General features: G+C 45.0%; 15 protein-coding genes. 9 read left to right on the top strand and 6 right to left on the bottom strand.

Features of this window, described 5'->3' with window-relative positions; genetic code table 11:
• Positions 1-181 precede the first annotated feature (181 nt).
• Complete coding sequence (locus J4N23_RS12585) at positions 182-1,450, bottom strand: serine hydrolase (protein ID WP_207427780.1); 1,269 nt, start codon at positions 1,448-1,450, stop codon at positions 182-184.
• Between the two features lie 166 nt (positions 1,451-1,616).
• Here J4N23_RS12585 and J4N23_RS12580 point away from each other — a divergent pair, with 166 nt between their 5' ends.
• The 3 genes from J4N23_RS12580 (at position 1,617) to J4N23_RS12570 (ending at position 13,037) form a co-directional block, all read left to right on the top strand.
• Positions 1,617-6,659: a translocation/assembly module TamB gene (locus J4N23_RS12580; RefSeq protein WP_242689217.1), complete on the top strand. Its 5,043-nt coding sequence runs from the start codon at positions 1,617-1,619 to the stop codon at positions 6,657-6,659.
• Complete coding sequence (locus J4N23_RS12575) at positions 6,652-8,958, top strand: BamA/TamA family outer membrane protein (RefSeq protein WP_207427778.1); 2,307 nt, start codon at positions 6,652-6,654, stop codon at positions 8,956-8,958. The genes J4N23_RS12580 and J4N23_RS12575 overlap by 8 nt, the downstream gene beginning before the upstream one ends.
• Before the next feature lie 332 nt (positions 8,959-9,290).
• The gene (locus J4N23_RS12570; RefSeq protein ID WP_207427776.1) at positions 9,291-13,037 is read left to right on the top strand and encodes a carboxypeptidase-like regulatory domain-containing protein; all 3,747 of its coding nucleotides are present in this window, start codon (positions 9,291-9,293) and stop codon (positions 13,035-13,037) included.
• A gap of 91 nt (positions 13,038-13,128) precedes the next feature.
• On the opposite strand, the gene J4N23_RS12565 is transcribed toward J4N23_RS12570, so the two are convergent.
• The 3 genes from J4N23_RS12565 to J4N23_RS12555 form a co-directional block, all read right to left on the bottom strand.
• Positions 13,129-15,651 carry a carboxypeptidase regulatory-like domain-containing protein gene (locus J4N23_RS12565; protein WP_207427774.1) on the bottom strand — a complete coding sequence of 841 codons (2,523 nt, stop codon included), beginning with the start codon at positions 15,649-15,651 and terminating at the stop codon, positions 13,129-13,131.
• Positions 15,652-15,801: 150 nt separating this feature from the next.
• Positions 15,802-16,788 (bottom strand): FecR family protein, encoded by a 987-nt coding sequence (locus tag J4N23_RS12560; protein ID WP_207427772.1) that lies wholly within the window; start codon positions 16,786-16,788, stop codon positions 15,802-15,804.
• A gap of 154 nt (positions 16,789-16,942) precedes the next feature.
• Positions 16,943-17,479 (bottom strand): RNA polymerase sigma-70 factor, encoded by a 537-nt coding sequence (locus J4N23_RS12555; RefSeq protein WP_207427771.1) that lies wholly within the window; start codon positions 17,477-17,479, stop codon positions 16,943-16,945.
• 150 nt (positions 17,480-17,629) lie between these two features.
• On the opposite strand from J4N23_RS12555, the gene mdh reads away from it, so the two are divergent.
• The 4 genes from mdh to J4N23_RS12535 all read left to right on the top strand — a co-directional run bounded on the left by mdh (position 17,630) and on the right by J4N23_RS12535 (position 20,940).
• A complete protein-coding gene (gene mdh / locus J4N23_RS12550; protein WP_207427770.1) occupies positions 17,630-18,571 on the top strand; it encodes a malate dehydrogenase in 942 nt (313 codons plus the stop codon).
• A 3-nt stretch (positions 18,572-18,574) separates the two neighbouring features.
• On the top strand, positions 18,575-19,006 hold the full coding sequence (locus J4N23_RS12545) for a retropepsin-like aspartic protease (protein ID WP_207427769.1): 432 nt from the start codon (positions 18,575-18,577) through the stop codon (positions 19,004-19,006).
• Between the two features lie 72 nt (positions 19,007-19,078).
• Complete coding sequence (locus J4N23_RS12540; protein ID WP_207427768.1) at positions 19,079-19,951, top strand: hypothetical protein; 873 nt, start codon at positions 19,079-19,081, stop codon at positions 19,949-19,951.
• Between the two features lie 2 nt (positions 19,952-19,953).
• Positions 19,954-20,940, top strand: coding sequence for a hypothetical protein (locus tag J4N23_RS12535; RefSeq protein ID WP_207427767.1), 987 nt, complete (start codon positions 19,954-19,956; stop codon positions 20,938-20,940).
• 61 nt (positions 20,941-21,001) lie between these two features.
• On the opposite strand, the gene gyrB is transcribed toward J4N23_RS12535, so the two are convergent.
• Positions 21,002-22,960, bottom strand: coding sequence for a DNA topoisomerase (ATP-hydrolyzing) subunit B (gyrB, locus tag J4N23_RS12530; RefSeq protein WP_207427766.1), 1,959 nt, complete (start codon positions 22,958-22,960; stop codon positions 21,002-21,004).
• A 238-nt stretch (positions 22,961-23,198) separates the two neighbouring features.
• On the opposite strand from gyrB, the gene J4N23_RS12525 reads away from it, so the two are divergent.
• Positions 23,199-23,798 (top strand): OmpH family outer membrane protein, encoded by a 600-nt coding sequence (locus tag J4N23_RS12525; RefSeq protein ID WP_207427765.1) that lies wholly within the window; start codon positions 23,199-23,201, stop codon positions 23,796-23,798.
• 77 nt (positions 23,799-23,875) lie between these two features.
• The gene (locus J4N23_RS12520) at positions 23,876-24,358 is read left to right on the top strand and encodes a nucleoside deaminase (RefSeq protein ID WP_207427763.1); all 483 of its coding nucleotides are present in this window, start codon (positions 23,876-23,878) and stop codon (positions 24,356-24,358) included.
• 5 nt (positions 24,359-24,363) lie between these two features.
• Here J4N23_RS12520 and J4N23_RS12515 read toward each other — a convergent pair whose 3' ends face one another.
• Complete coding sequence (locus J4N23_RS12515) at positions 24,364-24,780, bottom strand: RNA-binding S4 domain-containing protein (protein WP_207427762.1); 417 nt, start codon at positions 24,778-24,780, stop codon at positions 24,364-24,366.
• Positions 24,781-24,952 lie beyond the last annotated feature (172 nt).

The following is a 24,952-nucleotide window of genomic DNA, read 5'->3' as shown; positions in this document are numbered from 1 at the left end:
ACGACAGCAAACATTCTGCTGTCTATGCTGGCTTTCTGCTACGGCATCTAGGCTTCTTTTATGCTCTATTTCAAAAGCAGGTAACGTATCTTATTCTTTAAGTGTGCAGAGGTAGCACAATAATGATGAGAACTTTTGGAGATAGGTAGCGACACCGAACAGTGCCGCTTCTACATTTTTTTTAGTCGGCTATTGCCTGATATACTAAAGCCCTGAATTTGTCTTGAATGTCAGTTCTTAGCGGCGATTGCTGCGTATAAATTAAGGCTACCACTTTCTCTTTCGGATCCACCCAGTAGGTAGTTCCAAAATAGCCGCCCCAGGCAAAAGAGCCTTCTGACACTCCAAGTTTCGCCTCTCCCTGGGCAGTTGTAATTTCGAAGCCCAGCCCGAACTTATTTCCTCTAAGGCTGAGGTCGCCGATCTGATTCATGGTCATCAAATCCACGGTTCTCCTCGCCAGAATTCTTTTTCCATTGTAAGTTCCGCCATTCAGCAACATCTGCAGAAAGGCCGCATAATCAGCAATTGTTGAGCTTAAGCCAGCTCCTCCAGAAAAGTAAGTTCCGTTTGAAAGGGGGTAATCGGCCGTGATCACTCCGTTACGCTCGTACTTAACCAATCTGTTTTCCTTGTCGAACGTATGAATGGGAACCAGCCGCGCATGTTTGGATGGAGGAAGAAAAAAATAAGTATCGTTCATCCCAATAGGTTTAAAAATCCTTTCGGAGAAAAACTTATCGAGCGTGGTGCCAGATGCTACCTCAACAATCCTCCCTAGGACGTCCGTGTTCAACCCATAGGTAAACCTTTCACCCGGTTGATGGGCAAGCGGGAGTCGGCCTAACCTGTCCATCGCCTCCTGCAGGGAATAGCCTCCTCTTTCAAAACCAACGGGAATTCCTGCTTTGGCATAAATGGCTTTCCCGGTTGCCGATCCGATAACGGCGTAATCAATACCAGACGTATGGGTAAGGAGATCTCTTACAGTCACCTCACGTTTTGCCGGCACAGTAGTGTAGCTCGAATCGGCAGGATTAAATTTATCGAGCACTTGAGGCTTGCTGAACGAAGGGATAAACTTGGATACCGGATCATCGAGCAGTAGCTTGCCCTCTTCAAAAAGGATCATTGCGGCTACACTGGTTATTGCTTTAGTTTGTGAGGCTATACGGAAAATATTGTCCGTACGAAGAGGAGCCTTAGAAGCGACGTCAGTATATCCGAAAGCCTTATTGTACACTACCTTGCCGTCTCTCGCTATAAATGCTACGGCGCCGGCAATCTGACCCTTATCGATATTTTCCTGGATCACCCGGTCAATTCGCTGCAATCGCGAATCAGAGACTTTTACCGTCGCCGGAGCAGCAGTATTTAACACTTGAGCAGCTGAACCGAGGCTCAGAGAGCCCAGGAGCAGAATAGATAAGTACGTTTTATAACTCCACATTTTTTAGGTCTTGTTTGATTTTGATGAGTTAAAAGTAAAAAAAGTATTCAGGGAGAAAATAAAAAAATAGCCTTCTCTTTCTTGGAAAAGTTTTGTATGCAAAAGCGTTTAAAAGCAAACATTTCGAGGCATTTAACAATTTATTAAACAGTTAAAATTCGCTGCCTTGAGAAATTACGGTATACTCTCTTTAAAAATAATTCTTTGGATCATAGGAATTGTCTTATTCCTTGTGCTGTTGCTGTTTGTGCTGATAAGAGTGCCGGCCGTGCAAGATTATGCCCGCGGAAAAGCCGTGAGCTTCCTTCAAAATAAAATTGGGACACGGGTAGAAGTGAACAGATTGAGCCTCGACCTCCCGAAGTTGGTGGTACTGGAGGACGTGTACTTTGAAGATCAGCAGGGCGATACCCTACTTGCCGGAGATACTTTAAAAGTGGATATCAGCCTGATGAAGCTTTTACGAAATACGGTAGAGATCAATGAGATTGACTTGCGCGGAATTACCGCCAACATCCATCGAAACCGCGACAGTGTTTTCAATTTCGACTATATCCTCAATGCCTTTGCCACCCAGCAGCAACAGCCGCAACCTGTAGACACCGCTGCTGCCCCCATGAAGTTTTCCATTGACAAAGTAAACCTTGACAGGATACGGGTTCGTTATAACGACGTTCCTACTGCCAACGATGTGGACATCTGGCTGGGGCATTTCGACACCCGGATAAAGGAGTTCGACTTGGAGAAGATGCGCTATAACATCCCGAAATTCAAGCTCGCAAACGTCAATGCTGTCATCAAGCAGGGCAAGCCAGCGGTACAGCCCGAGAGCCAGGCTGCAGACATTGCCGAGAGTGCTACCCCTGTAAACTATGCTCTCCAACTAGGAACTGCCGACTTGGATCGCGTGAAGCTGACTTACCGGAATGCGGTCTCGGCCTTAAACGCCGATATCGATGTCGGCCGGCTGGTAGTGGAGTCGGACAAGCTCGACATGCAAAACCAGGTGATCAACCTCAGAGATATTAACTTAAATAACTCTGCCTTTCACATTACGCTGGGCAGAAAACCAGCGGCCCGGGTAGTTGCCGAAGAAGCTAAACAGGAGGCTACGGCCACTACAAAAACCTGGAAGTTCACTTCGAATAACATCAACTTCCAAAACAATAAGATTCGGTTTGATAATAACAACGAGCCTGCGCTTCGCAGGGGAATGGACTATGCGCATATGCGCGTAACTGATCTTGATCTGAATGTCGACGACTTTGTTTACACGATAGACACCATTTCAGGCGTAATTAACTCCGGAAAAATGAGAGAGGCTAGAAGTGGTTTGAATTTGCAGCGCCTCCAGGCTAATTTCTTCTATGGACCGACCCGGGCGCAGCTAAGCAACCTCCTTCTTCAAACAGACCAAACGCTTATCAGGAACAACATCAGTGCATCGTATGCCTCGATAGAAAGCATCAGCAGGAATCCAGGAGCGTTACGTATTGATGCAAATCTTAACAACACCCGCCTTGGTTTCCGGGACATCCTGGTGTTCGTTCCTGATCTTGCCAATACAGATCCCTTCCGGGGAAATGCCAACGAAGTACTTTTTATCAATGGTAAAGTGAACGGACAGCTTGGTAACTTGTCGATTCCCAGGCTGCAGCTCTCTGGCTTCCGAAATACAAAGATTGATGCCACGGCAAGGATTACCGGACTTCCGGATATGAACCGCGCCTATTTTAACGTCACGCTGCACGACTTCTATACGGAAGATGACGATATCCAGGCAATGGTGCCGAGCGGCACCATACCGGCAAACATCAATATACCGGATGCCATGCGACTAAAGGGAACGTTCACTGGTGGGATGACCAATTTCAGGACCAATCTTAATTTAAACTCCAGCTATGGAAGCGCCCGGGTGATTGGAAGTTTCAGCAATGGCGCTGTTCCCTCTTACACCGGTAATATCAATACCTATAATTTCCACCTGGGCAGGCTGCTACGACAGGAAGCTACGATGGGCCGACTGTCGATGGCCGTGCACGTAGATGGAAGAGGGCTGGATGCCAACACGTTCAGCGGCAAGGTGCGTGGACGTGTAGTTAGGGCGGAGTACAATAAGTACAACTACCGCAACCTCAATCTCAATGCGACGGCGAACAACGGCAATATCACCGCTATCGCCTCCATGAATGATCCGAATATCAACTTTGATTTGAATGCGACGGCCAACATGAGAGGCAAGTATCCGTCGATTAAGGGTACCATTAACGTAGATAGCTTGAACCTGCAGAAGCTTAATTTCATGCAGGATGAATTCCGCTTCCGCGGGAAAGTGGTAGCCAATCTGCCAACTGCAGACCCTGACTACCTGAACGGTAGCATTGAATTAACAGACGCCATTGTGGTAGCGACAGGAAACCGGATCCCGGTTGACTCAGTACTGCTTACCGCTGCTTCTACGGCCGATAGCAATAGTATTCGCCTCCGTTCTAATTTTGTAAATGCTACCGCAACCGGAAAATACCAACTGACCCAGGTCGGTCCGGCTATACAATCTGTCATCTATCAATATTTTAATCCGTCCGGACCGCCGATTGCCCGAAACACTGCCACTCCGCAGCGTCTTAACTTCAGCGCGACAGTAGCTAATAGTCCCATCATCACCCAGTTTGTACCCGGACTGCAGGAAATGGCCACTATCACCCTGAATGGAAACTTCAATAATGAAACTGGCGCCTTGAACGTGCGGGGTAACGCCCCTCGCATTTTATACAATGGCATTGACCTGAACAACCTGGCGTTTAACGTCAGTACTGCCCAGGCAGACAGTGGAATTACCTACAACCTCACCCTGAGCAGGATGAATAGCGGGCAGATCCAGTTTCAGAACACCAGCATCAACGGAAATATTGCTAATAATTTAATTACTACAGATTTGCGTGTCCGCGATGCGAACAACCGGGATCGCTATCGCATCGCAGGTAATTTGGAATCCCTTCGGTCCAACTTTGAGTTCAGCCTGCTTCCGAACGGGCTAGTATTGAACTACGACACCTGGAACGTTAGCCAGGACAACTTTATTCGATTTGGGAATGGTGGCTTCCTTGCTCAGAACTTTGTGCTGTCGAGCAATAACCAGCGATTAAGTGTTAACTCCACTCCTGCCAGTCTTAACAGTCCCGTCAATGTAGAATTCAGCAATTTCAAAATTGAGACGCTTACGGAGATAGCGAGGAAAGACTCCCTGCTCGCAGGCGGGACCATTAACGGGAATGCGCTCGTTCGTAATCTGCAGAGTTCGCCGGTATTTACTTCCGACTTGGTGATTAGCGACTTCAACTTCAGGGGAGACACCGTGGGAAACATTGCCATGCAGGTGAACAATCAGACAGCAAATACCCTGGCGGCAAATGTGGAGATCAGCGGAAAGGGCAACGATGTGGATTTAAGCGGCTATTATTACATGAATAACAGCAGCTTTGATCTGAGCCTGAACATCGTGAATCTTAATCTCAAAAGCATCGAAGGCTTTACGATGGGAAATCTGGAGGACGCCAGCGGAAGTCTTAATGGAAAGCTATCCATCACAGGAACTACCGCAGATCCGAATGTAAACGGCGACGTCTACTTCAACAACACCGCTTTCCGGATCGGCATGTTTAACTCCTTGTACCGCATCAACGACGAACGTATCACTTTCAACGAACAGGGAATCCGATTCAACACCTTCACTATCGTAGATTCTGCAGGTAATACCGCGGCCATTGATGGCTCCCTGCTCACCCAGAATTACATGGACTACCGCTTTAACCTGGATGTAAGCAGTGATAATTTTATGGCACTGAACTCTACGGCGAAAGACAATGAAATGTACTACGGGAAGGTACTTCTCGATAGTCGCTTCCGCATCCGGGGTGATATGGACCAACCTCATATTGACGGAAATCTAAAAGTGCTGCCGAATACCAACTTAACCGTAGTACTTCCGCAGTCAGACCCCGGCATTATTGACCGTGAAGGGATTGTCGAATTTGTAGATATGGACAATCCTGAAAATGCAACAGCACTGACTTCCGGGGTCGACTCTTTAAACACGAGCGAAATTATCGGGCTGGATGTAGCAGCCAATATAGAAGTAGATAAAGATGCCGTCTTCAACCTGATCGTGGATCAGGGGAACGGAGACTTTCTACGCATGCGGGGGCAGGCACAGCTGGCAGGTGGAATTGACCCCAGCGGCAAAATTACGCTCACTGGAAATTACATCCTGGAAGAAGGAGCATACGAGCTGTCTTTTAACTTTATCAGAAGAAGATTTGACATCAGACAGGGAAGCAGCATTACCTGGAACGGCGAACCTATGATGGCTGATGTGAATGTAACGGCAGTGTATGTCGCAGAAACTCCTCCTATCGACCTCGTAGTTGACCAACTGGGAGGCGCTTCGCAGGCAGAATTGAACACTTATAAGCAAGATCTTCCCTTTGAGCTGTTGCTAAGTCTGAAGGGTGAACTGATGAAGCCGCTCATCTCCTTTGACATCGTACTGCCGGAGGGCAGTTATCCGGTATCGGAAGGAGTCACCTCCACGGTAAGAACCCGGCTGGAGCAGATCCGGGCCGAGCCTTCAGAACTAAACAAACAAGCCTTTGCACTTGTATTGTTAAACCGTTTTGTATCTGAGAATCCTTTTGATAGCAATGCAGGCGGAACAAGTGCAGAGTCGCTTGCCCGTCAAAGTGTAAGCAAATTGCTTTCAGAGCAGTTGAACCAGCTGGCCGGAGATCTGATCGGCGGGGTTGACCTCAACTTTGACCTTGAGTCGACCGACGACTATACTACCGGGCAACTCAAGAACCGGACGGACTTGAACGTTAGTCTGTCTAAACGCCTGCTGAACGACCGCTTGCAGGTATCTGTAGGCAATAACTTTGAGCTGGAGGGGCCGGCGCAGCCTCAGCGTGAAACAAATAATGTGGCTGGAAATATTACACTCGACTATCAGCTAAGCAAGGATGGAAGATATCGTCTCCGGTTTTACCGCCGCGATCAATACCAGGTTGCGGTAGAGGGCCAGGTGATTGAGACAGGATTAAATTTTATTATTAACATGGATTACAACCAGTTCAGAGAGCTTTTCCAAAGCAGAAGACAGGAAAGAAAACGTAGCCAGGCAGAAAAGGACACGAAACTTGCAGGAAATGAATAACACTATCCGACTAAGTACTTTCATCATTATTTCTATTATCATAAGCTCCTGCAGCGCTACTAAAAATATTCCTGAAGGAGATTACCTGTTCATGGGGGCGAATGTAAAACTGCAGGAAAACAACATCCCGCCAAGGGAATCAAAAGCGCTGTCGGGAGAGCTGGCCGGCTTAGTGAGACCGCGGCCGAACTCACGCTTTTTAGGTATCCCATTCAAATTATGGATCTACAATTTCTGGGGAAACCCAAATAAAGAAGGAGGATTGGGAAATAAGATCAGAAATAAATTTGGGGAACCGCCTGTCCTCTTCAGCAGTGTAAAGGTGGACCATAACATCGATTTGATTGAAAACCGGCTGGAAAATCGGGGCTACTTTCACGCTTTCGTCGCTTCAGATACAAGTTTAAGAAGAAAAAGAGCGCGGCTTACGTTTCTTGCTACTCCAGGACCTCAGTATATGATCAGCAGTGTCCATTTCCCGGCAGACAGCTCAGACCTCGGCAAGGCAATAAATGCGACTAGTCCTACCAGCTTTTTGAAAGTGGGCGAGGCTTACGATCTGGATGTGATTCGATCGGAGCGGGACCGTATTGATGCACGCCTGAAGGAGCAGGGGTTCTATTACTTCAGTCCTGAGCATCTTATTGTACGTGTGGACAGCACAAATAATCAGCATAAGGTGGATCTCTATGTTGATACAAAAACTGATATGCCCTTGCAAGCCAGAAACATTTACACCATCGACGACATTTACATCCACGCCAACTACGACATTTCCAAAGACTCGGTGAGTACCGCCTATGCAAAACCGCACAAAGATTTCCTCGTAATTGATACCGCGAACATCTTCAAGCCACGAATTTTTGAACGTGCTATGTTCTTCAATAAAGGAGATGCTTACAACCGGACAGACCACAATCTGTCGCTGCATAGACTGGTAACGCTTGGCACCTTTAAGTTTGTAAAAAACCGTTTTGAAGAGTCTACTGAGAGTGGTGATAATCAACTGGACGTGTATTACTACCTTAGTCCCTTTCCTAAAAAATCGATACGAGCGGAGCTTGGCGCCAGAAGCACCTCGGCGAACTTCAACGGTACAGAGGTGAATTTAAGCTGGAGAAACCGGAATGCCTTTAGAGGTGCAGAGCTCCTAACCATCACGGCTTATGCCGGAACAGACATTCAGGTTTCGGGAATAAATAAGGGCAATAACCTTTTTAGAGTTGGCGCGGAGGCGAACCTAACCTTCCCAAGGCTTATCTCGCCCTTCAACTTCAGGTCGTCCAGTGCTTTTATTCCACGCACCCGCGTTCAGTTGGGGTATGATCTGCTTAACCGGGCGCAAAGCTACATACTTAACTCTTTCCGCACCTCCTTCGGCTACATTTGGAAGGAAGACGTCAAACGGGAGCATACGTTTAATCTGATTTCAGTAAATTATGTGCAATCAAATCCGACTAAAAGATATCAACACATCGCTGACAGCGCATTTAAGGCGGGAAATACAGCTTATCAGCGCGCAATAGAAAAGCAGTTTATCATCGGTCCTAATTACAACTTTTTGTACACTAACACCACTGAAACCAGGAAGACCAATACTTTTTACGAAAACTTCAACATCGACCTTTCCGGCAATCTTTTAGGCCTGTTAACAGGGGCTAATCATGAAGAAGGGAATAGGAAAAAAATTTTCGGGGCGCATTTTTCTCAGTATGTCCGACTGGAGAATGACTTCAGACACTACTTCAACCTGGGATACGGCAGCCAAATCGCCAGCCGCTTGATTACCGGCTACGGCCTGGCATACGGAAATTCCCCTAATCTGCCCTTTATCAGACAATTTTTTATTGGCGGAACAAACAGTCTAAGAGCATTCCGGGCAAGATCGTTAGGGCCCGGAACTACCACCCCTGGAGACACTGGCGGCGGCATGCTGGGCGCCGATAAGACAGGTGATGTAAAGCTGGAAATAAATACAGAATACCGGCCGAAATTCAACAACATTCTGCGGGGTGCTCTATTTGTAGATGCCGGAAATATTTGGTTGTTGAACGAAGACGAAGCTGAAGGACAGTCTAAGTTTAGCAAAGATTTCATGAAGCAACTGGCAGTAGGTGCAGGGATCGGTTTACGCTTCGACCTCTCTTTCTTTGTTTTAAGAACCGATTTAGCCACTCCCCTTCGCAAACCCTGGTTACCTGAGGGCGAACGCTGGGTACTTGGAGAGTTCAACCTGAGAGATAAAGAGTGGCGCCGGGAAAACCTCGTGTTTAACCTTGCGATCGGGTATCCATTCTAAGTTAAAGCAAAAGGACAACCGCTGGTATTTTTTGAGCTGGCAGCGTAACGAACGGCTCTGTTAGAAGAAGGCGGTTGAATCTTGCGTTGCAAAATATTTGTTCAAGAAGAGCCTTTTAAAGTGGCGGAAGCGCTTATATGATTGACCATACTGATTTTGAAAAAGATTACCTTCTGCGCATAGCCGTTCGAAACCTTTTCATAACTTTAACCTAAATAGACTATCAACCCGCGTCAAAATTGTTTGCCTTCAAAGCAGAGAAGAACGTGAAGTGCATGATGGACGGGTCAGACAGGGTGGACTGAATAGACTTATTTCAAAAACTAAACCCCATGTATCTCTCAACCTTCTCCTTGGAAAGTGCCTGTAGCAATACATTATTGCTTTTTCTCCTGCTTATTGGATCAGATGTTTTAGCGCAAGCAGTTCAGGGGCGAGTTACTGAAGATGGAACCGGAAAGCCTGTTGGCTATGCCAGCATTTATTTTGAAGGTTCTTTCAGAGGCACAATTTCTGATGAAGAAGGCTTTTTCCGTTTAAACACAGAAGGCATTGGAAAACAAATACCTTTGACAGTAAGTGCCATTGGTTATCAGTCTGAAATTATTGACAGTTATTCATCCAAGCCTCTAGAGATTAAACTGAAACCTAAAGTAACTCAGTTAAAGGAAGTGGTGATTGGAGGCAGCGACGGCATGCCTTTGAAGGAGAAGTTGGCGATCTTTAAAAGAGAGTTCTTAGGAACGACAGCCAATGCTCGTAGTTGCAAAATTATTAATGAAGCAGATCTGATTTTCAACTATTCGGCTAAAACTAAAACCTTAAAAGCCTACTGCGACCAACCCTTAATCATCGATAATAAAAGCCTCGGGTATACCATTACCTATTTTTTGGAAAGTTTCACCTACAAACCATCGAGCACCTCTTTTCAGGGCAATTACTACTTTTCACAGGATTCCTCAGCGGCAGGCGACAAGAATTTGGCTAAAAGAAGAGAGCGTACGTATTGGGGATCCCGAATGCATTTTATAAGATCTTTATGGGATAACCAGCTCAAAGAGAACAAATTTCAAATCTACTCCGCTTCGAACACACCTCTGAATTATAAAGACCTGGTAGCAACAGAGGGCCCGGATAAATATTTTAGGATTCCGGGAAACTTGAGGTTAAGCTTTGGAAATAATAGTTCGCGATTAATACGTAAAAAGACAGCTTCCTTCATTGATGCTAAGGGATATTTCGATCCTTCTGCCGTTACATGGGCGGGCGAGATGGCAGTACAACGAATAGCGGATCTTCTTCCCTTCGAATACCAGCCAAGCAAAACGCAGAACAAGTCTTCAGAGCCAGCAAGGCAACTATTCGACAATGAAGTTCAAGCCCTCACTGCTCGTTTGGACTCTTTTAGTAAAAAACTTCCCACCGAAAAGCTCTTCATTCACACCGACAAGCCTCATTACGCCATTGGTGACACCATTTGGTTCAAGGCCTATCTGCTAGATGGAAAGCAGAATGCCGGATCTACCCATAGCGGTCTTATCTACATGGAGCTTGTGACAGACAGCTTGAAAACGGTAAAGCGACTGGTTATCCCGGCTGCAAGCGGAGTTTCCTGGGGACAGATAGCCCTTACAGATACCGAGTTCAAAGAAGGTAACTATACCTTAATCGCATACACCAATTGGATGCGAAATTTCGGGGAAGACGGCTTCTTCAAAAAAGAGTTATTTATTACACAAAAAGCTGAAGATCACTGGCTTGTAGGTAAAAATCACCAATTCACCGATTCAGCTGGAAAAAGAAATCTGGACTTGGTTATTCAGTTGAAAAACCTGTCAAACAAGCCTATCAATTTTACGGAACTTGACTGGAAGCTGCAAAGCGGCAGACGAGTGTTAGCTAAAGAGTCGACTAAAACCCTCGATGGGAAAATCTCCTCCCAGCTGGAACTTCCGGCGAGGACAGAAGGCACACTCCTGCTTACAGTCGAAAACAGGACAAATCGAAAACAGAAAGTAGCGATCCCGCTGACGGATAACGATCCGGAAAAAATTGACATGCAGTTTATGCCTGAAGGAGGACACCTGGTGGCTACGCTTCCAGCGCGGGTTGCCTTTAAAGCAATTGGAACAGATGGGCTATCAGTGCCCGTGTCTGGAACAATCACAGATTCGAAGAATAATGTTTTTGCTGATTTCAATACCAGTTTTAAAGGTATGGGCAGTTTCGAACTAATCCCATCTCGTGATGAAGTGTATACGGCCAACGTTCGGCTACCCAACGGCCAGCTGAAAAAGTTTAAACTTCCTGCAGTAAAACCTTCAGGAACAGTAATCAGAGTAGTAAACAATCCAAAAAGCGATTCAATAAAAGTTTACATACTCCTGAGCGACGACCTCACAAACAACAGCACCTATCGGGTAGTAGCTTTTTCAAGAGGTTCCGCGTCCTATGGCGCAACCTTTACTGCAAGCAAACAAGGAGCGTCGGCAACTATTGCCAAGCAGGCATTTCCAACCGGCATCGTCCACTTCTCGTTGTTCAACTCCTCCGATCAGCCCCTCAATGAGCGCCTGGTATTTATTCAGCATGACGACGAACTGCAAATCGATCATGAAATACAACCTTATTATTCTGTGAGAGATAGCGTGCCCCTCCTGTTCCAGGTTGCTGATGCTGAAGGAAAACCTGTTAGCGCCACCTTTTCTGTCGCCGTTACAGACGACAGTCAGGTAAAAGCAGACAGCCTGCAGGCAAACCTTCTCACCGAAACACTCTTGAAATCAGAATTACAAGGCCATATTGAAGCACCCTGGCTGTATTTTCAAAAAAACCGGGAAGCAGCCTATTATATGGATCTTTTGATGTTAACTCAAGGCTGGCGCGGCTACAAGTGGGATCAGATTTTAAAAGGGCCTCAGAAGCCCGGCTTCCTGGCGGAGTCAGAATTTAGAGTCTCCGGCCGTGTGCTGAATATTCTAAATAAACCTGTGGCAAAAACGAATGTGTTGTTGATGGGGATGGGAAAAACAAAAATCTTCCGGGATACCATAACCAATGACGAGGGTCGCTTCGAATTCAAGGCCTTCCCTCCCCTGGATACGGCGGCATTTTTTATTCAGGCTCGGAATCCAAGAGGGAAAAGTTTTAACGTTGGGGTAGTGGTAGACGCATTTAAGCCGCTCGAACTTTCAAATGCAGGAAGGATAATGCCGCCGTGGTATGTAAATTCAGATAGTACTTTGCTAAAATTTGTCCAAACTAATGTCGGGGTGCAAAAGAAGAAACAAGATTTGCTACTAAAGGGCGGAAATCTTCTGAAGGAGGTAACCGTCAATGCGAAAAAGGTAATTAAGCGCTCTAAAAACCTGAACGGATCCGGAGAAGCCGACCAGGTAATAGATGAAGAAGCCGTGGCTGAAGCCGACAGGACGCTTTTGACTGACGTATTAATGGCAACGGTCAGAGGATTCCAAAGCCGAACCAGGAAAACAGAAATGGTGTACTTTGTGCACGATAAGGAAGCCAGGTTTATCCTCGACGGAATAGACTTAAAGTGGTTTTACCAGACGGAGGAGGGCGCTGAAGTGTTAGGCGACTCTTATTTTGAGTTTCTCAGAGGCAATCTCAATAGTATTGCACCAAGTGAAGTGCTTGGAATTGAAGTTATGTTTAATAGATCAAGGACCAGCAACTATGACATGAAGTTTCTAACGACTGAGGAGATCATGGCCAATAAAGAGTATGTCTATATCGAAATCACCACCCGATCCGGGCAAGGAACTTTCGCTAAAACTACGCCCGGAACAGCGGTTTACAAACCCTTACCCATCAGCTGGCCTAGAGAATTCTACCGCCCTCGCTACCATCCCAAGCGGACTCTCTCCCCAATTCCCGATTTACGTTCCACTATCCACTGGGAGCCTAACTTAGTGAGCGATGCCTCGGGCAAGGCTCTTGTTTCCTTCTTTTCTTCCCAAAACCCTGGAACTTATACTGTCACCATCCAGGGTACAGACTTGAAAGGTCTGCTAGGCTATAAGACATTCAAAATTAAAGTGGTGGAGGATAAGAAATAGCGCCGACTGAAATAATAGAAAAAGCTCCTCTCGCGGGAGCTCTAAAACTTTCTGGGCACTACTACTTTCTGCTGCTAAAGTTATAACCGCGTCAAAACTCTATCCGATAATAAACAGAAGGAATCATTCCGGCAAGCGTGATTGTTTCGATATTGTTTTTGTCGGCGTTATAAAACTTACCCTGCTCATTAAGACGGTTAGTTACATTCTGAATATCAAGAAAAATTGCATGAGTCAGTTTGGGCCTGTTGATCCGATAAGTCATTGATAAATCAAGTCGGTAATAGGGTGAGGTGCGGAGGGTATTAATTTTATCTTCGTAAACCGTGTGATAGTCCTCCTGAAGCGACTTCTCAAAATTGATGGGTGTATATCTTCTTCCTCCCGTGTACACCAACTTCGTATTTAATCCTAACAGATTTTTACCTGAGGTGCCGGTTTTCCACTCCTTACCACTTACCAGATTTCCGATAAAGTTGCTGTTGAAATCAGTACTAAACCGCCGCCCCTTTGAGTTTTCAAATTGGGAATCAAAGATGGATGATGTTACCAGAAAATAGTATCCATTGTTCAGCGGTTTTTCTAACGTCAGTTCCAGTCCCACATTCGTACCCGTTCCCTTATTGATTAGCCCCCGATAATTGCGGTTATAGATCATGTAGGCATTTGCGGTGTTCAGGGTGCTGAAATTAATGGAAGGGTCCTTCGACACAGGAACATTAAACAAATGCTGATAATAGGCTTCCGCTTTGAGCCGCACCATTTTCGGAAAACTTCTTTCGTAGCCACCCACGAGGTGCAAAGCTTGCGTCGGCGAGAGGTTAGAGTTTGAACTTGCCACACTACCATCCGGCAATTCATTTTTTGCATAGTAAAAAGCCATTGGCTCAAGTCTGCTATGTAAGCCGGCACCAAAAGAAAGCTGTTCATTGGCACTAACCCACCAATTTAGTCCCAGGCGGGGTTCTATATTGAAACTTTCGCTGAGGTTGAAGTAACTTAGATGTAAACCAGTATTGACTGATAGCCGGTCATTAAACCGGTGCTTCCACTGCCCATAGGCCTCACTATTCCAAGCCTCGCCTTTAGCATCCAAGATCCGGCTTAACCTTTTAATGTCGCTTTTATAACTTAGCGAGCTTAAATCGAACCGTTGAAGAGAAACAATAGCACCTGTCCTGATTGTATTCTTCGGATTGATTTTATGATTTAGCATCCCTGAGTATCTGATAGCGCTATTCCCATAAGAATCCCTGCCGAATACATTTGTCTCATAGCTATTGGTAAGAGAGTCGATATCATCTGTAACCAGATTTCCCGAGTAAGAAATAATATTTTTCACATTAGTATCCCCGCCAAGGTGAAGCAAATGTTTAAGGCCTACACTCCCCGAATTATAAGTCGCTTTACGGTCGAACTTATCTTCAAGAGTTTCCCATTTACTAAAGTCGCGTTCGGCTTCTGCCTCCTGCCAGCTGTTCCCCCCGATACCGAAAAGAGATAAAGTTCCTGCTTTTGCTGTTGGGAAGTTTAAATTGAAAGCCAAATCCTGGTAAACCGGGGTGAATCCGTCTGGCCAGGGGGAAACGCCCACCTTTTCTAAAAGGCTCAAGGTAGAATAGCGGTAGTTCACCAGGTAGGAAGATTTTCCCCCCTTTTTAAAGGGCCCTTCCATCGACGCTTCGGTTCCAAGCAGTCCCACCATAAATGAATATTCTTTCTGTTCCGTATTTCCCTTTCTGAATTGCAGATCAAATACCCCTGACAAAGCATTTCCGTATTCAGCAGGAAAGGCTCCGGTAAAAAAATCAGAGGTACTTAACATGCTGGAACTGATCATGCTCACCCCTCCAGCAGAACTTCCCTCTTCTCCAAAATGATTGGGATTGATAATTTCCACGCCCTCCAGTCTCCATTGCAAACCCTTAGAAGAGTTCCCGCGGATTACGATATCATTATTAATGTCATTACCAGCAGTAACACCTGCTAGACTCAACGCCATCCGGGCGGGATCGAAAAAACTGGCAGCATATCGTCCGGTCTCTTCAACAGTAAATGAACGAGCACTGACGCTGGCTAAATCGTTCAACGACTTTTGAGGATCTTTACTCCCGGTAATTACCACGGCCTGAAGGTCTGTCACCGATTCTGTCATTGCCACAGAAAGTACCAGCTCCTTGCCTGCGGTCAATAAAATTTGCGGCAGCACCACCTTTTTGTATCCCATTCCTGAAAATTCCATTTCGTGTCGTCCCACAGGCACGGACGAGAATCGAAAAACTCCATCTACATTTGTCGAGGTTCCCTTTAGGGGACTAACGGAACGCAACTGAACGGTAACTCCTGGAATAGGCGAACCACTTTCCTCATCTATCACCACTCCCCGGATGGTTTGCAATAACTTTTGCGGCTGCTCTTCGGTAGCTGATGTTTTCTTGAGTTTCGAACGCAAAACAATTTGAGCGCCTACCTGCTTCCACTGCAAGCCCGTCTTTTCTGAGAGCTCATCCAAAACCAACTTCAGCGGCTTCGCATTTTGCTGTAAACTAAGCTTTTTATCCAGGTTAAGGTCAGAGTTGACGTATGAAAAATTAAGACCAAACCTTTTGTTCATATCGGTTAAAACCTCGCTTAAGCGCACTTCTTTATAATTCACGGTGATACGGCGTGTAAGGTCCTGTGCTAAGAGCTGTAACGAAAGGCATAGGATTCCCAGAAAGACGCTTATCTTTTTAAAATTTTGATTCATGATGTTGTGAATGACTTACTGTTTCTTTTTGACGACGTAAACAGAATCAGATTTGGTGATTTCAAGTCCCAGCATAGCTTCAAGTACTTCGCTGGCCTGATGAAAGGAAACTTGATTGAACGAGGTGGTGATACGCTGTTTTAGAAGGTCGGGATCGTTAATTTCAATTTTAACTTCGTACACTTCTTCAAGTGATTTTACTACATAAGAAAGCAAGGCGTTGTTGAACTTCAACTCTCTGTTCTTCCAGTAAAGGAAATTCTCATCCCCCAACTTAAACTTGCTAGCATAACCTTCTTTTGAAATGAGTCCTGCATCTCCTGGCAAAAGCAACAGTTCCTGTTTCGTGTTGGCTATCGGGCTGAATGCTACCTTTCCTGTAACTACCGATACCTGTACTGACCCTTCCTTATCCTGCTTTACGTTGAAAGAGGTCCCCAATACTTGTGTTCGGGTTTTGCCAGTACGAACTACAAACTTTCTCTCCGAGTCTTTAACCACTTCAAAGAATGCCTCTCCCTCCAGCTGTACCTCGCGGGTGTCATCATTATTGAAGGACTCAGAGTAGCTGATAGAGCTCATTTCGTTCAACCAGACTTTGGATCCATCGGGTAAAACCACCTCTTTTTGCTGTCCGGCAAAGGCCTCCACCTCAAGCAGCTCACTTTTGAACAATGACCGATAAGTAATGATTCCAAGGAAAAACACTACTATCACACTCGCTGCCAGGCCAAGCCAATGTATAGTGCTGAACTTCCGCACCTTCGGACCTCGCTTTTGTACCTCGATGGCAGTTCTAACCTTTTGCCAGCCAGCCCTGGTGTCGACTTTGAAATTTTCCGGATAATTTCTGGTCTTATCCCAGGTGTCCTGAAGTTCTTTAAGTAGGTCTGCCCGGGATGGATCGTCATTCATCCACTCCAACAACTCCTCCGTCTCTTCCAGAGTCAAGTCGTTAGACAAATACCTACTCATCAAATTCCAGTACTTTTCGTCGCTCATGTTTAAGCAATAATTAGCTGCGCCAGGTTAAGCACGTCCAGCAGATCATCTACAGGAGTTGCACCCTCCTGACATTTCTCAATGGCCTCGTTCAAAATTTGCTCTTCCATTTTTACGTCGTTTAAATATGAGACATTCTCAACAACCCCTACCCCTATGCGGCAATAAAAATTTTTAAAAGAATTAGCAGAGAAATAAATAGCAGATGTTTACGCAGATACTTCAACGCTTTTGTCATGTGATTTTCCACTGTTTTTACGGAAATATTTAATTTCTCTGCGATTGCTTTGTAGCTCAACTGTTCATAGCGACTCAGGATAAACACCGTGCGACAGGCATCGGGCAGCGCTTCAACTACCTCATCAACCCGCCTACTTACCTCTTTCAAGGCCATAATCTGTTCGGTTGAATTGATATCAACGCCAGTTTCCCTTCCAAAAGCAGTCTCCCTGTTAAGGGAGTTTTTATACTTTTTTAAATAGTTGAGTGACTGATTGATAGTGCTTTGAAACAGGTAGGCTTTAAGAGAAGTGGTAATCTTAATCTCGTCTTTTTTTTCCCATAGCTTCACGAATACGTCCTGCACAATATCCTCGGCTATATCCCTATCCTGAACAATGCGATAGGAAGTAGCGCAAAGTGATGCGTAGTTCACTTGAAAAAGCGCTTCAAAGCTCGAGATATCAAACATTAAGGACATTTTAATTATTTAATGTATGCTTAGCTAAAGTAATGACGTAGGCCCAAATTCAAACGTTACAAATAGAAAAAAGAATTTCATTGCTCTGGCGATTTTTTTATTTTAGACAAAATTGTTTAACTCCCTAAAAACAAATCACTCATGAAAGTTACAGTAGTTGGTGCAGGAGCCGTCGGTGCAACCTGTGCCGATAATATCGCTAGAAAAGAATTAGCCGAAGAACTTGTATTGTTAGATATCAAAGAAGGATTTGCTGAGGGTAAGTCGATTGATATCATGCAAACGGCCTCCCTATTAGGGTTTGATACGAAGGTAAAAGGAGTTACAAACGATTACGCGAGTACTGCCGATTCTGATGTTGTAGTTATTACATCAGGATTGCCAAGAAAACCGGGGATGACGCGTGAAGAGCTGATTGGAACAAACGCCGATATTGTAAAAGCGGTGACTGAGAATGTGCTGAAATTTTCCCCCAACACTATAATTATCGTCGTTTCCAATCCAATGGATACGATGAATTATCTGACCCTTAAAACGTCAGGTCTTCCAAAAAACAAAATATTAGGGATGGGAGGAGTGCTCGATTCTGCTAGGTTCAAGTATTATCTGAGCCAGGAATTAGGATGCTCTCCAGCTGATTTAAGTGCTGTCGTAATCGGGGGCCACGGAGATACAACAATGATCCCTCTGATTAAACATGCCACCTGGAACGGTGTTCCTGTAACCCAGTTTTTAAGCCAGGAGCAGCAGGACAAAGTGGTGCAGGCTACGATGGTAGGAGGCGCTACGTTAACTAAGCTCATCGGGACCTCTGCATGGTATGCTCCGGGAGCAGGTACGGCTGCCATGGTTGAGAGCATCGTAAGAGATGAAAAAAGATTAATGTCTTGTGGCGTATCCCTGGAAGGAGAGTACGGACAGTCTGATATATCTATGGTTGTACCAGTAGTTTTGGGTAAAAATGGCTGGGAGAAAATAGTGAACTTCGAGCTTAGCCCTGAGGAACAAGCTGCATTCAACAAAAGTGCAGATGCTGTTCGCAGCATGAATGGCGTCCTTGCTGAAAGTAAGGTACTTGGATAACGGATGATAACGGTTCCTTTAGAGATTTTAAATCTTAATGACGACGGCTTCCATCTCCTGGTGGAAGTCGTTGTTTTTGGTAAGCACTTCAAAGCAGTGCTCGACACCGGAGCCTCCCGCACCGTACTTGACAAAAGCACGGTTGAAGAATATATTGACCGTGAAACCCTGCACCTGAGCGATAAACTTTCCACCGGCCTCGGAACAAATTCTATGGAAAGTCATATCCTCACTATCCCTGAATTTAAAATTGGAGAATTGACGGTTCCAGACTTCGTCACCGCAGTTCTCGATCTGTCTATGATAAATCAAGCTTATCAGCAAGCAGACCTGGGACCGGTTATCGGAGTTGTTGGTGGCGACATCCTGATGAAGTATGGGGCAGTTATAGACTACCTTCATCATAGGCTATCCTTTCAAGAGAAACTGGCCTGATTTTATTCAAACAAAAGAAAAAGAAGTAAGGTTATTAGTTGATTACTAGCAACTTACTTAACAATCAACCTTATGAACCCCTTACTCCTCGGCGTACTATTCTGCCTGTGGGGACTGACTGGTGTGGGACAAGATCTGAAAGGCAAATGGTACGGAAAGCTTACGCAAGATCCGGGTGGATACAGCGACCTCTATAACTTCGATCTTTATCTGAATCAGGGCAAAAAGCTCTGGGGAGAATCCGATGCTTATATCGACAGGATCGTAAAAGTAAAAATCAGACTGGAAGGCAAAGTATTGGGAGACTCCGTACTACTTGCTGAAAAACTTCTGGGAATAGAAGAAGAACGCATGCCGCCTGGCTATATAACGTGCATTAAAACCCTTCGACTCAAATACCTCCATGCAGGGAGTGCAGAATACCTCCTCGGCACTTGGGATGGATTTGACAAGTTAGACTATTCTCCCTGCCCACCAGGACAAATAGTACTCGCAAGATCGCGAAGCCATCTTCAGCAGTTTTTTGATGGTGGGGGATTTGGAGGGGCTCCTCTTATCGCGACTACGACTGTCCCACTCCCTGAATTTACCCCGATGTTTCAGGAGACCGAGATTAAAAAGCTTTCAGAGATCCAAGTTTCAAAGAGAGAATTAGAATTTCGATTGAATGATTATTTGAAGGAAGACAACGATACTGTATCAGTATACTTCAATCGAAATTTGATTGCAGGAAAGCAGAAAATAAGCAAAAAACCTTTTAAATTTAAACTAACTATTGCTGACGGTTCAGGACTTAACGAGGTATTACTATTTGCAGAGAACCTGGGACATATTCCTCCAAACACATCCCAGTTACTCATCATTGACGGGAACAAGACCCACAGACTTCTAATTGAGTCTGATAAACAAAAGACTGCCGCAGTATATTTAAGATATAAACCTTGACCATGAAAAGAACTGCCATTATCCTGCCCCTAATTATTTTCATGAACATCGTGGCCCTGAGAGCCCAGGAATATAAAGGTGTCTGGGAAGGCTTTATCCAGGCTGAAGGAGTTTACCATAGGGGAATCGTTTTCGATGTTAAAAGTCAAACTGGAAATATTGTCAGCGGTCGCTCTTATCTGTTTGATGTAGTGAAAACAGGAAGTTCTGTGCCGGGAACCCTCCGTGCAACAATGGACTTTGTTGGATTACTTACCCAAAATAATCGGCTAACTATCTCGGATCTAAAAATTCTCGACTCCTTGATTCTGGACCAGGAAACTTTTCTTTGGATCAAAAAGCTGAACTTGATATACAAAAAAGATGCTCCTTATGACGTGCTGGTGGGAAGTTGGAATAGCGCCTACTACAGCAGGTCTCCTTACAGATCAGGGAACTTGATTGTACGAAAAAGAATTCAACCCAAAAATGATTCCCTATCGTTAATACCGGCTGTAGTGATGGAAAAGGTTAAATCAGACACGCTGCCTGGCATTAAACTATATGGAACAAAACTGGATAATCCCATAGTTATCGACGTAAAGAACTACAAAGTTACCATCACCTTGCGGGATTATTTGAGGGAGGACCTTGATACCGTGTCGGTGTATTTTAACAGGGAAAAAGTGATCAGTAACAAAAGGATCACGAGAAAACCCTACACAAAGACCTTTCGATTAGACAAATTTTCTGCAATTACAGAGGTTGTGGTTTATGCGGAAAACCTCGGACTTGTGCCCCCAAACACCTGTACCATGATTGTGGATGACGGCTTTTCTAAGCAGCGGGTAAACATTACCTCCGACAAGCAAACGAGTGCTGCAGTTTATTTAAACTATAACCCAGCCCTACCACGAGCTACTTACGACAGTACGGAGAAAGAGTTCAACGAATTGTTGCAAAAATCTCGAAATCCGAACAGGAAAGACCGGGACGGATTCAGCTACTAATTAAGCCAACAAAAAAAGGTCTGAATCATTCCATTCAGACCTTTTACTTTTTGTATAGCGTTTACACGTCAATCCGTGCGTACTTAGCATTTCTTTCGATAAAATCACGTCTGGGTGCCACCTCATCTCCCATTAGCATGGAGAAGATATGGTCGCATTCTGCGGCATTTTCAATGGTCACCTGGCGCAATGTTCTGGTTGCAGGATTTAGAGTTGTCTCCCACAACTGTTCTGCGTTCATCTCTCCCAGACCTTTATAGCGTTGCACGTGCACGCTATCCTCTTTGCCTGAGCCTTTAAGCCGCTGAACAGCCGCATCGCGCTCTTCATCGTTCCAAGCGTACTCGAACTCTTTACCTTTCTTAACCTGATACAGTGGTGGCGCAGCGATGTACACGTAACCAAACTCAATAAGCTCCTTCATGTAGCGGAAGAAGAATGTTAGAATCAGTGTAGTAATGTGCGAGCCGTCCACGTCGGCATCCGTCATGATAATGATACGGTGATAACGCAGCTTCTCCAGGTTCAGAGCCTTGTCGTCCTCGGGTGTTCCGATACTTACACCCAAAGCGGTGAAGATATTTTTGATCTCGTCGTTTTCGTAGATTTTATGCTCCATCGCCTTCTCCACGTTCAGGATTTTACCTTTTAGTGGAAGAATCGCCTGGAAGTTCCTGTCGCGTCCCTGCTTTGCTGTACCACCCGCAGAGTCCCCCTCCACCAGGTATAACTCACATTTTGCAGGGTCTTTGTCGGCACAGTCAGCAAGCTTCCCAGGAAGTCCGGAACCGCCCATCACGCTCTTGCGTTGAACCATCTCGCGAGCCTTACGCGCTGCCGCACGAGCAGTAGCTGCAAGCACAACCTTATTTACAATCAAGCGCGCCTCTTTCGGATTCTCTTCCAAGTAGTTACCTAGAATCTCACCAACGGCCACATCTACAGCTCCAGTTACCTCGTTGTTACCCAACTTAGTTTTTGTCTGTCCCTCAAATTGCGGCTCGGCCACTTTTACTGATACCACTGCAGTAAGGCCTTCACGAAAGTCGTCACCAGTGATTTCTACCTTCATGTTTTTTAGAAGACCTGATTTCTCAGCGTATGCCTTAAGCGTCCTGGTTAAACCTCTTCTGAAACCCGCAACGTGTGTTCCTCCCTCTATCGTGTTGATATTATTTACGTAGGAGTGTACATTTTCAGAATAAGTTTCATTGTACTGCAGTGCCAGCTCTACAGGAATCCCCTGCTTAATCCCTTCCACATAAATAGGCTCAGGAATTAACGGAGTACGAGTGCCGTCCAAATACTTTACGAACTCGCGTAAACCACCTTCTGAGTAAAACTCTTCCTGCAAATAGCTTCCGTTTTCCAGTACTTCACGCTCGTCAATCAGAATCAACTTAATGCCTTTATTCAAATAAGCCAGCTCTCTTAAACGAGTTGCCAGCGTATCAAACTTATATTCTGTTGATAGAGTAAAGATTTCAGCGTCAGGGTGAAAAGTAACAATCGTTCCGGTTCGTTGTGATTCGCCAATTACCTTCACATCGTACATCGGCTTACCGCGTTCGTACTCTTGTCTGAAAATCTTGCCCTCCCTGTGAACTGTAGCGATCAAATGGGTCGAAAGTGCGTTCACACACGATACCCCTACCCCGTGGAGTCCCCCGGACACTTTGTAGGTATCCTTGTCGAACTTACCACCGGCGTGAAGGACAGTCATTACTACTTCAAGAGCTGATTTCTTCTCTTTGGTGTGCATTGCGGTTGGAATACCGCGACCGTTATCCTCAACAGAGATAGAATTATCCTTATGTATAGTTACCTTGATATCAGTACAATAACCAGCCAATGCTTCGTCGATTGAGTTATCGACAACCTCATACACCAAGTGATGCAATCCTTTAACACCAACATCTCCGATATACATCGCCGGGCGCTTACGCACCGCTTCCAGTCCTTCTAGTACCTGTATATTATCCGCCGAATAATTAGATTTATTTTCCTTTTCTTCGCTCATAGTTTACATTAAACAGTAGGTTCAAATTTAACGCTTTTTGGTGGCATTTAGGTAATTGTGGAGAAAAATGGCCGTTTATCAACCAGTTTTAATTGCATATTTCAGCTCCTATTTACACTTTGCTTTTAAAAGTTATATTTGCCCTTTAATTCTTTCGGAAACAAACGCGAAAAAGAAGCTGATTAGATCTCTTACAGTAGTCTTGAGGGCTACAACAAACATTAAAATAACTAATAAAATGAAAAATACATTGGTGACATTTTCTAAACTTACTGCAGGGATAGTGTTTGCAGCAGTAATGGTTTCATGTAATAAAGAACAACCTAAAACTAGTAAGCCGGCAGCAACAACAGCATCCGCAGAAAAAAAGACAGAAGAAATTGTTTACGTTAACTCTGACTCACTTCTTAACAACTACGATTACTTCAAAGACATCAGAGGCAAGCTGGAGAGTAAATCGAAGAAGGCCCAAACGGACTTGACCGCCAAAGGAAATGCTTTTCAGCGGGAGGTTGCTGAATACCAGCAACAAGCTCAAAACATGAGTGCCGACCAGCGTGCTGCTACCGAGCAACGTTTGGCTCGTAAACAACAAGAATTAGCAGCTTTCAACCAAAACGCAAGTTCTGCCCTGGCTAATGAATCTGCTTTAGAAAATGACAAACTTTATCAGAAAGTAGCTGAATACCTCAAAGTTTATGCGAAAGACAAAGGTTATAGAATGGTTTTAACCTATTCCAAAACCAACCCCAATATCTTGTTTGCCGATGAAAGCCTGGACGTAACAAAAGAAGTAGTAGCAGGACTAAACGAAGCGTATAAAAAAGAAAAGAAATAGAAAAACATCTTCGACTTTTATTTCTTATAAAAGAATTTGTCCCTGACTTTGATAGTCGGGGATTTCTTTTTGTACATATGGAGGATCAAAAAAAGCATGAGCAGTTCATGCGACTAGCAATAGCGCTTTCTGAAAAAAATGTAAGCACTGCTGAGGGAGGGCCATTTGGAGCGGTAATCGTCAAAGACGGTAAAGTCATTGCTCAAAGTGCTAATCAGGTAACCCTGACCAATGACCCCACCGCTCATGCTGAAGTTTCAGCCATTAGAATCGCCTGCAAAGAACTTAACACATACGATCTTAGCGGCTGCATTATCTACAGCAGTTGCGAGCCTTGTCCCATGTGCCTTGGAGCGATTTACTGGGCGCGTATCTCGAGAATATTTTATGCAAACACAAAAGCTGATGCAGCTTCTGTTGGCTTCGACGACCAATTCATTTACGAGGAACTGGATCGCCCACCGACTGAGCGAAACGTGGCAATGGTGCAGTTATTAAGAGAAGAAGCGCTGACAGCGTTTGCTAATTGGCAGAGATCCTCATCTAAAATCACATACTGATCGGCTTATTCGCCGTCCGTCTCCCAATCAGCCTCAGTGCCTTCATCCAATAGATCATCAATTTCTCTTCGATCCTTTTTGGTCGGACGGCCTGTGCCCCGATCTCGCTTAAGTAGCGGAGAGTGGAACATGGACTTGAATCTTTGCGTTTCCTCCACCGGTGTCAAATCCTCATAAAAAGTCACTGCTGTTTTAGCATCTACACGATTAGCCAGCAATCCCCTAACCTTTAGTTGCTTGCGCTCCACCCCTTTAGAAACATGGTAAATCTCCCCAACCTTTACCTCGTAGGAGGGCTTAATATTTTGCCCGTTCAATTTAACCCTACCAGCTTTGCAAGCTTCGGTAGCTAAAGTCCGCGTTTTAAAGATCCGGATCGCCCAGAGATATTTATCAATTCTTAGTTTCTCTTTTTCTGCCATAACTCAAGTCAAAGCTTCGACAAAAGTAATGCCTCCACCGCGTTTTTAGAAGTCCTATTTGTGCAAGATACACTGCTCCAACTATCCCCTGGCACTTCGACCACCTTCGCTAGTTTTTACTTAGTGTTTGGCAGACACTAACTATTTCCTATATTTAAAAAATTTTTTATTC

The organism is Pedobacter sp. SYSU D00535 (genome assembly GCF_017355855.1).
In the GTDB taxonomy this organism is placed as follows: Bacteria; Bacteroidota; Bacteroidia; order Sphingobacteriales; family Sphingobacteriaceae; genus Desertivirga.
The sequence above is the reverse complement of the archived record's forward strand: the minus strand, read 5'-3'. Positions and strand labels throughout refer to the sequence as shown.

What these genes read in the sequence shown, in the direction of transcription:
- gyrB (WP_207427766.1), bottom strand. Translation starts at nt 22,960, where the DNA reads ATGAGCGAAGAAAAGGAAAATAAATCTAATTATTCGGCGGATAATATA.
- J4N23_RS12520 (WP_207427763.1), top strand. Translation starts at nt 23,876, where the DNA reads ATGGAGGATCAAAAAAAGCATGAGCAGTTCATGCGACTAGCAATAGCG.
- J4N23_RS12515 (WP_207427762.1), bottom strand. Translation starts at nt 24,780, where the DNA reads ATGGCAGAAAAAGAGAAACTAAGAATTGATAAATATCTCTGGGCGATC.
- J4N23_RS12565 (WP_207427774.1), bottom strand. Translation starts at nt 15,651, where the DNA reads ATGAACAAAAGGTTTGGTCTTAATTTTTCATACGTCAACTCTGACCTT.
- J4N23_RS12535 (WP_207427767.1), top strand. Translation starts at nt 19,954, where the DNA reads ATGAAAAGAACTGCCATTATCCTGCCCCTAATTATTTTCATGAACATC.
- J4N23_RS12540 (WP_207427768.1), top strand. Translation starts at nt 19,079, where the DNA reads ATGAACCCCTTACTCCTCGGCGTACTATTCTGCCTGTGGGGACTGACT.
- J4N23_RS12555 (WP_207427771.1), bottom strand. Translation starts at nt 17,479, where the DNA reads ATGTTTGATATCTCGAGCTTTGAAGCGCTTTTTCAAGTGAACTACGCA.
- J4N23_RS12585 (WP_207427780.1), bottom strand. Translation starts at nt 1,450, where the DNA reads ATGTGGAGTTATAAAACGTACTTATCTATTCTGCTCCTGGGCTCTCTG.
- mdh (WP_207427770.1), top strand. Translation starts at nt 17,630, where the DNA reads ATGAAAGTTACAGTAGTTGGTGCAGGAGCCGTCGGTGCAACCTGTGCC.
- J4N23_RS12525 (WP_207427765.1), top strand. Translation starts at nt 23,199, where the DNA reads ATGAAAAATACATTGGTGACATTTTCTAAACTTACTGCAGGGATAGTG.
- J4N23_RS12545 (WP_207427769.1), top strand. Translation starts at nt 18,575, where the DNA reads ATGATAACGGTTCCTTTAGAGATTTTAAATCTTAATGACGACGGCTTC.
- J4N23_RS12570 (WP_207427776.1), top strand. Translation starts at nt 9,291, where the DNA reads ATGTATCTCTCAACCTTCTCCTTGGAAAGTGCCTGTAGCAATACATTA.
- J4N23_RS12575 (WP_207427778.1), top strand. Translation starts at nt 6,652, where the DNA reads ATGAATAACACTATCCGACTAAGTACTTTCATCATTATTTCTATTATC.
- J4N23_RS12560 (WP_207427772.1), bottom strand. Translation starts at nt 16,788, where the DNA reads ATGAGCGACGAAAAGTACTGGAATTTGATGAGTAGGTATTTGTCTAAC.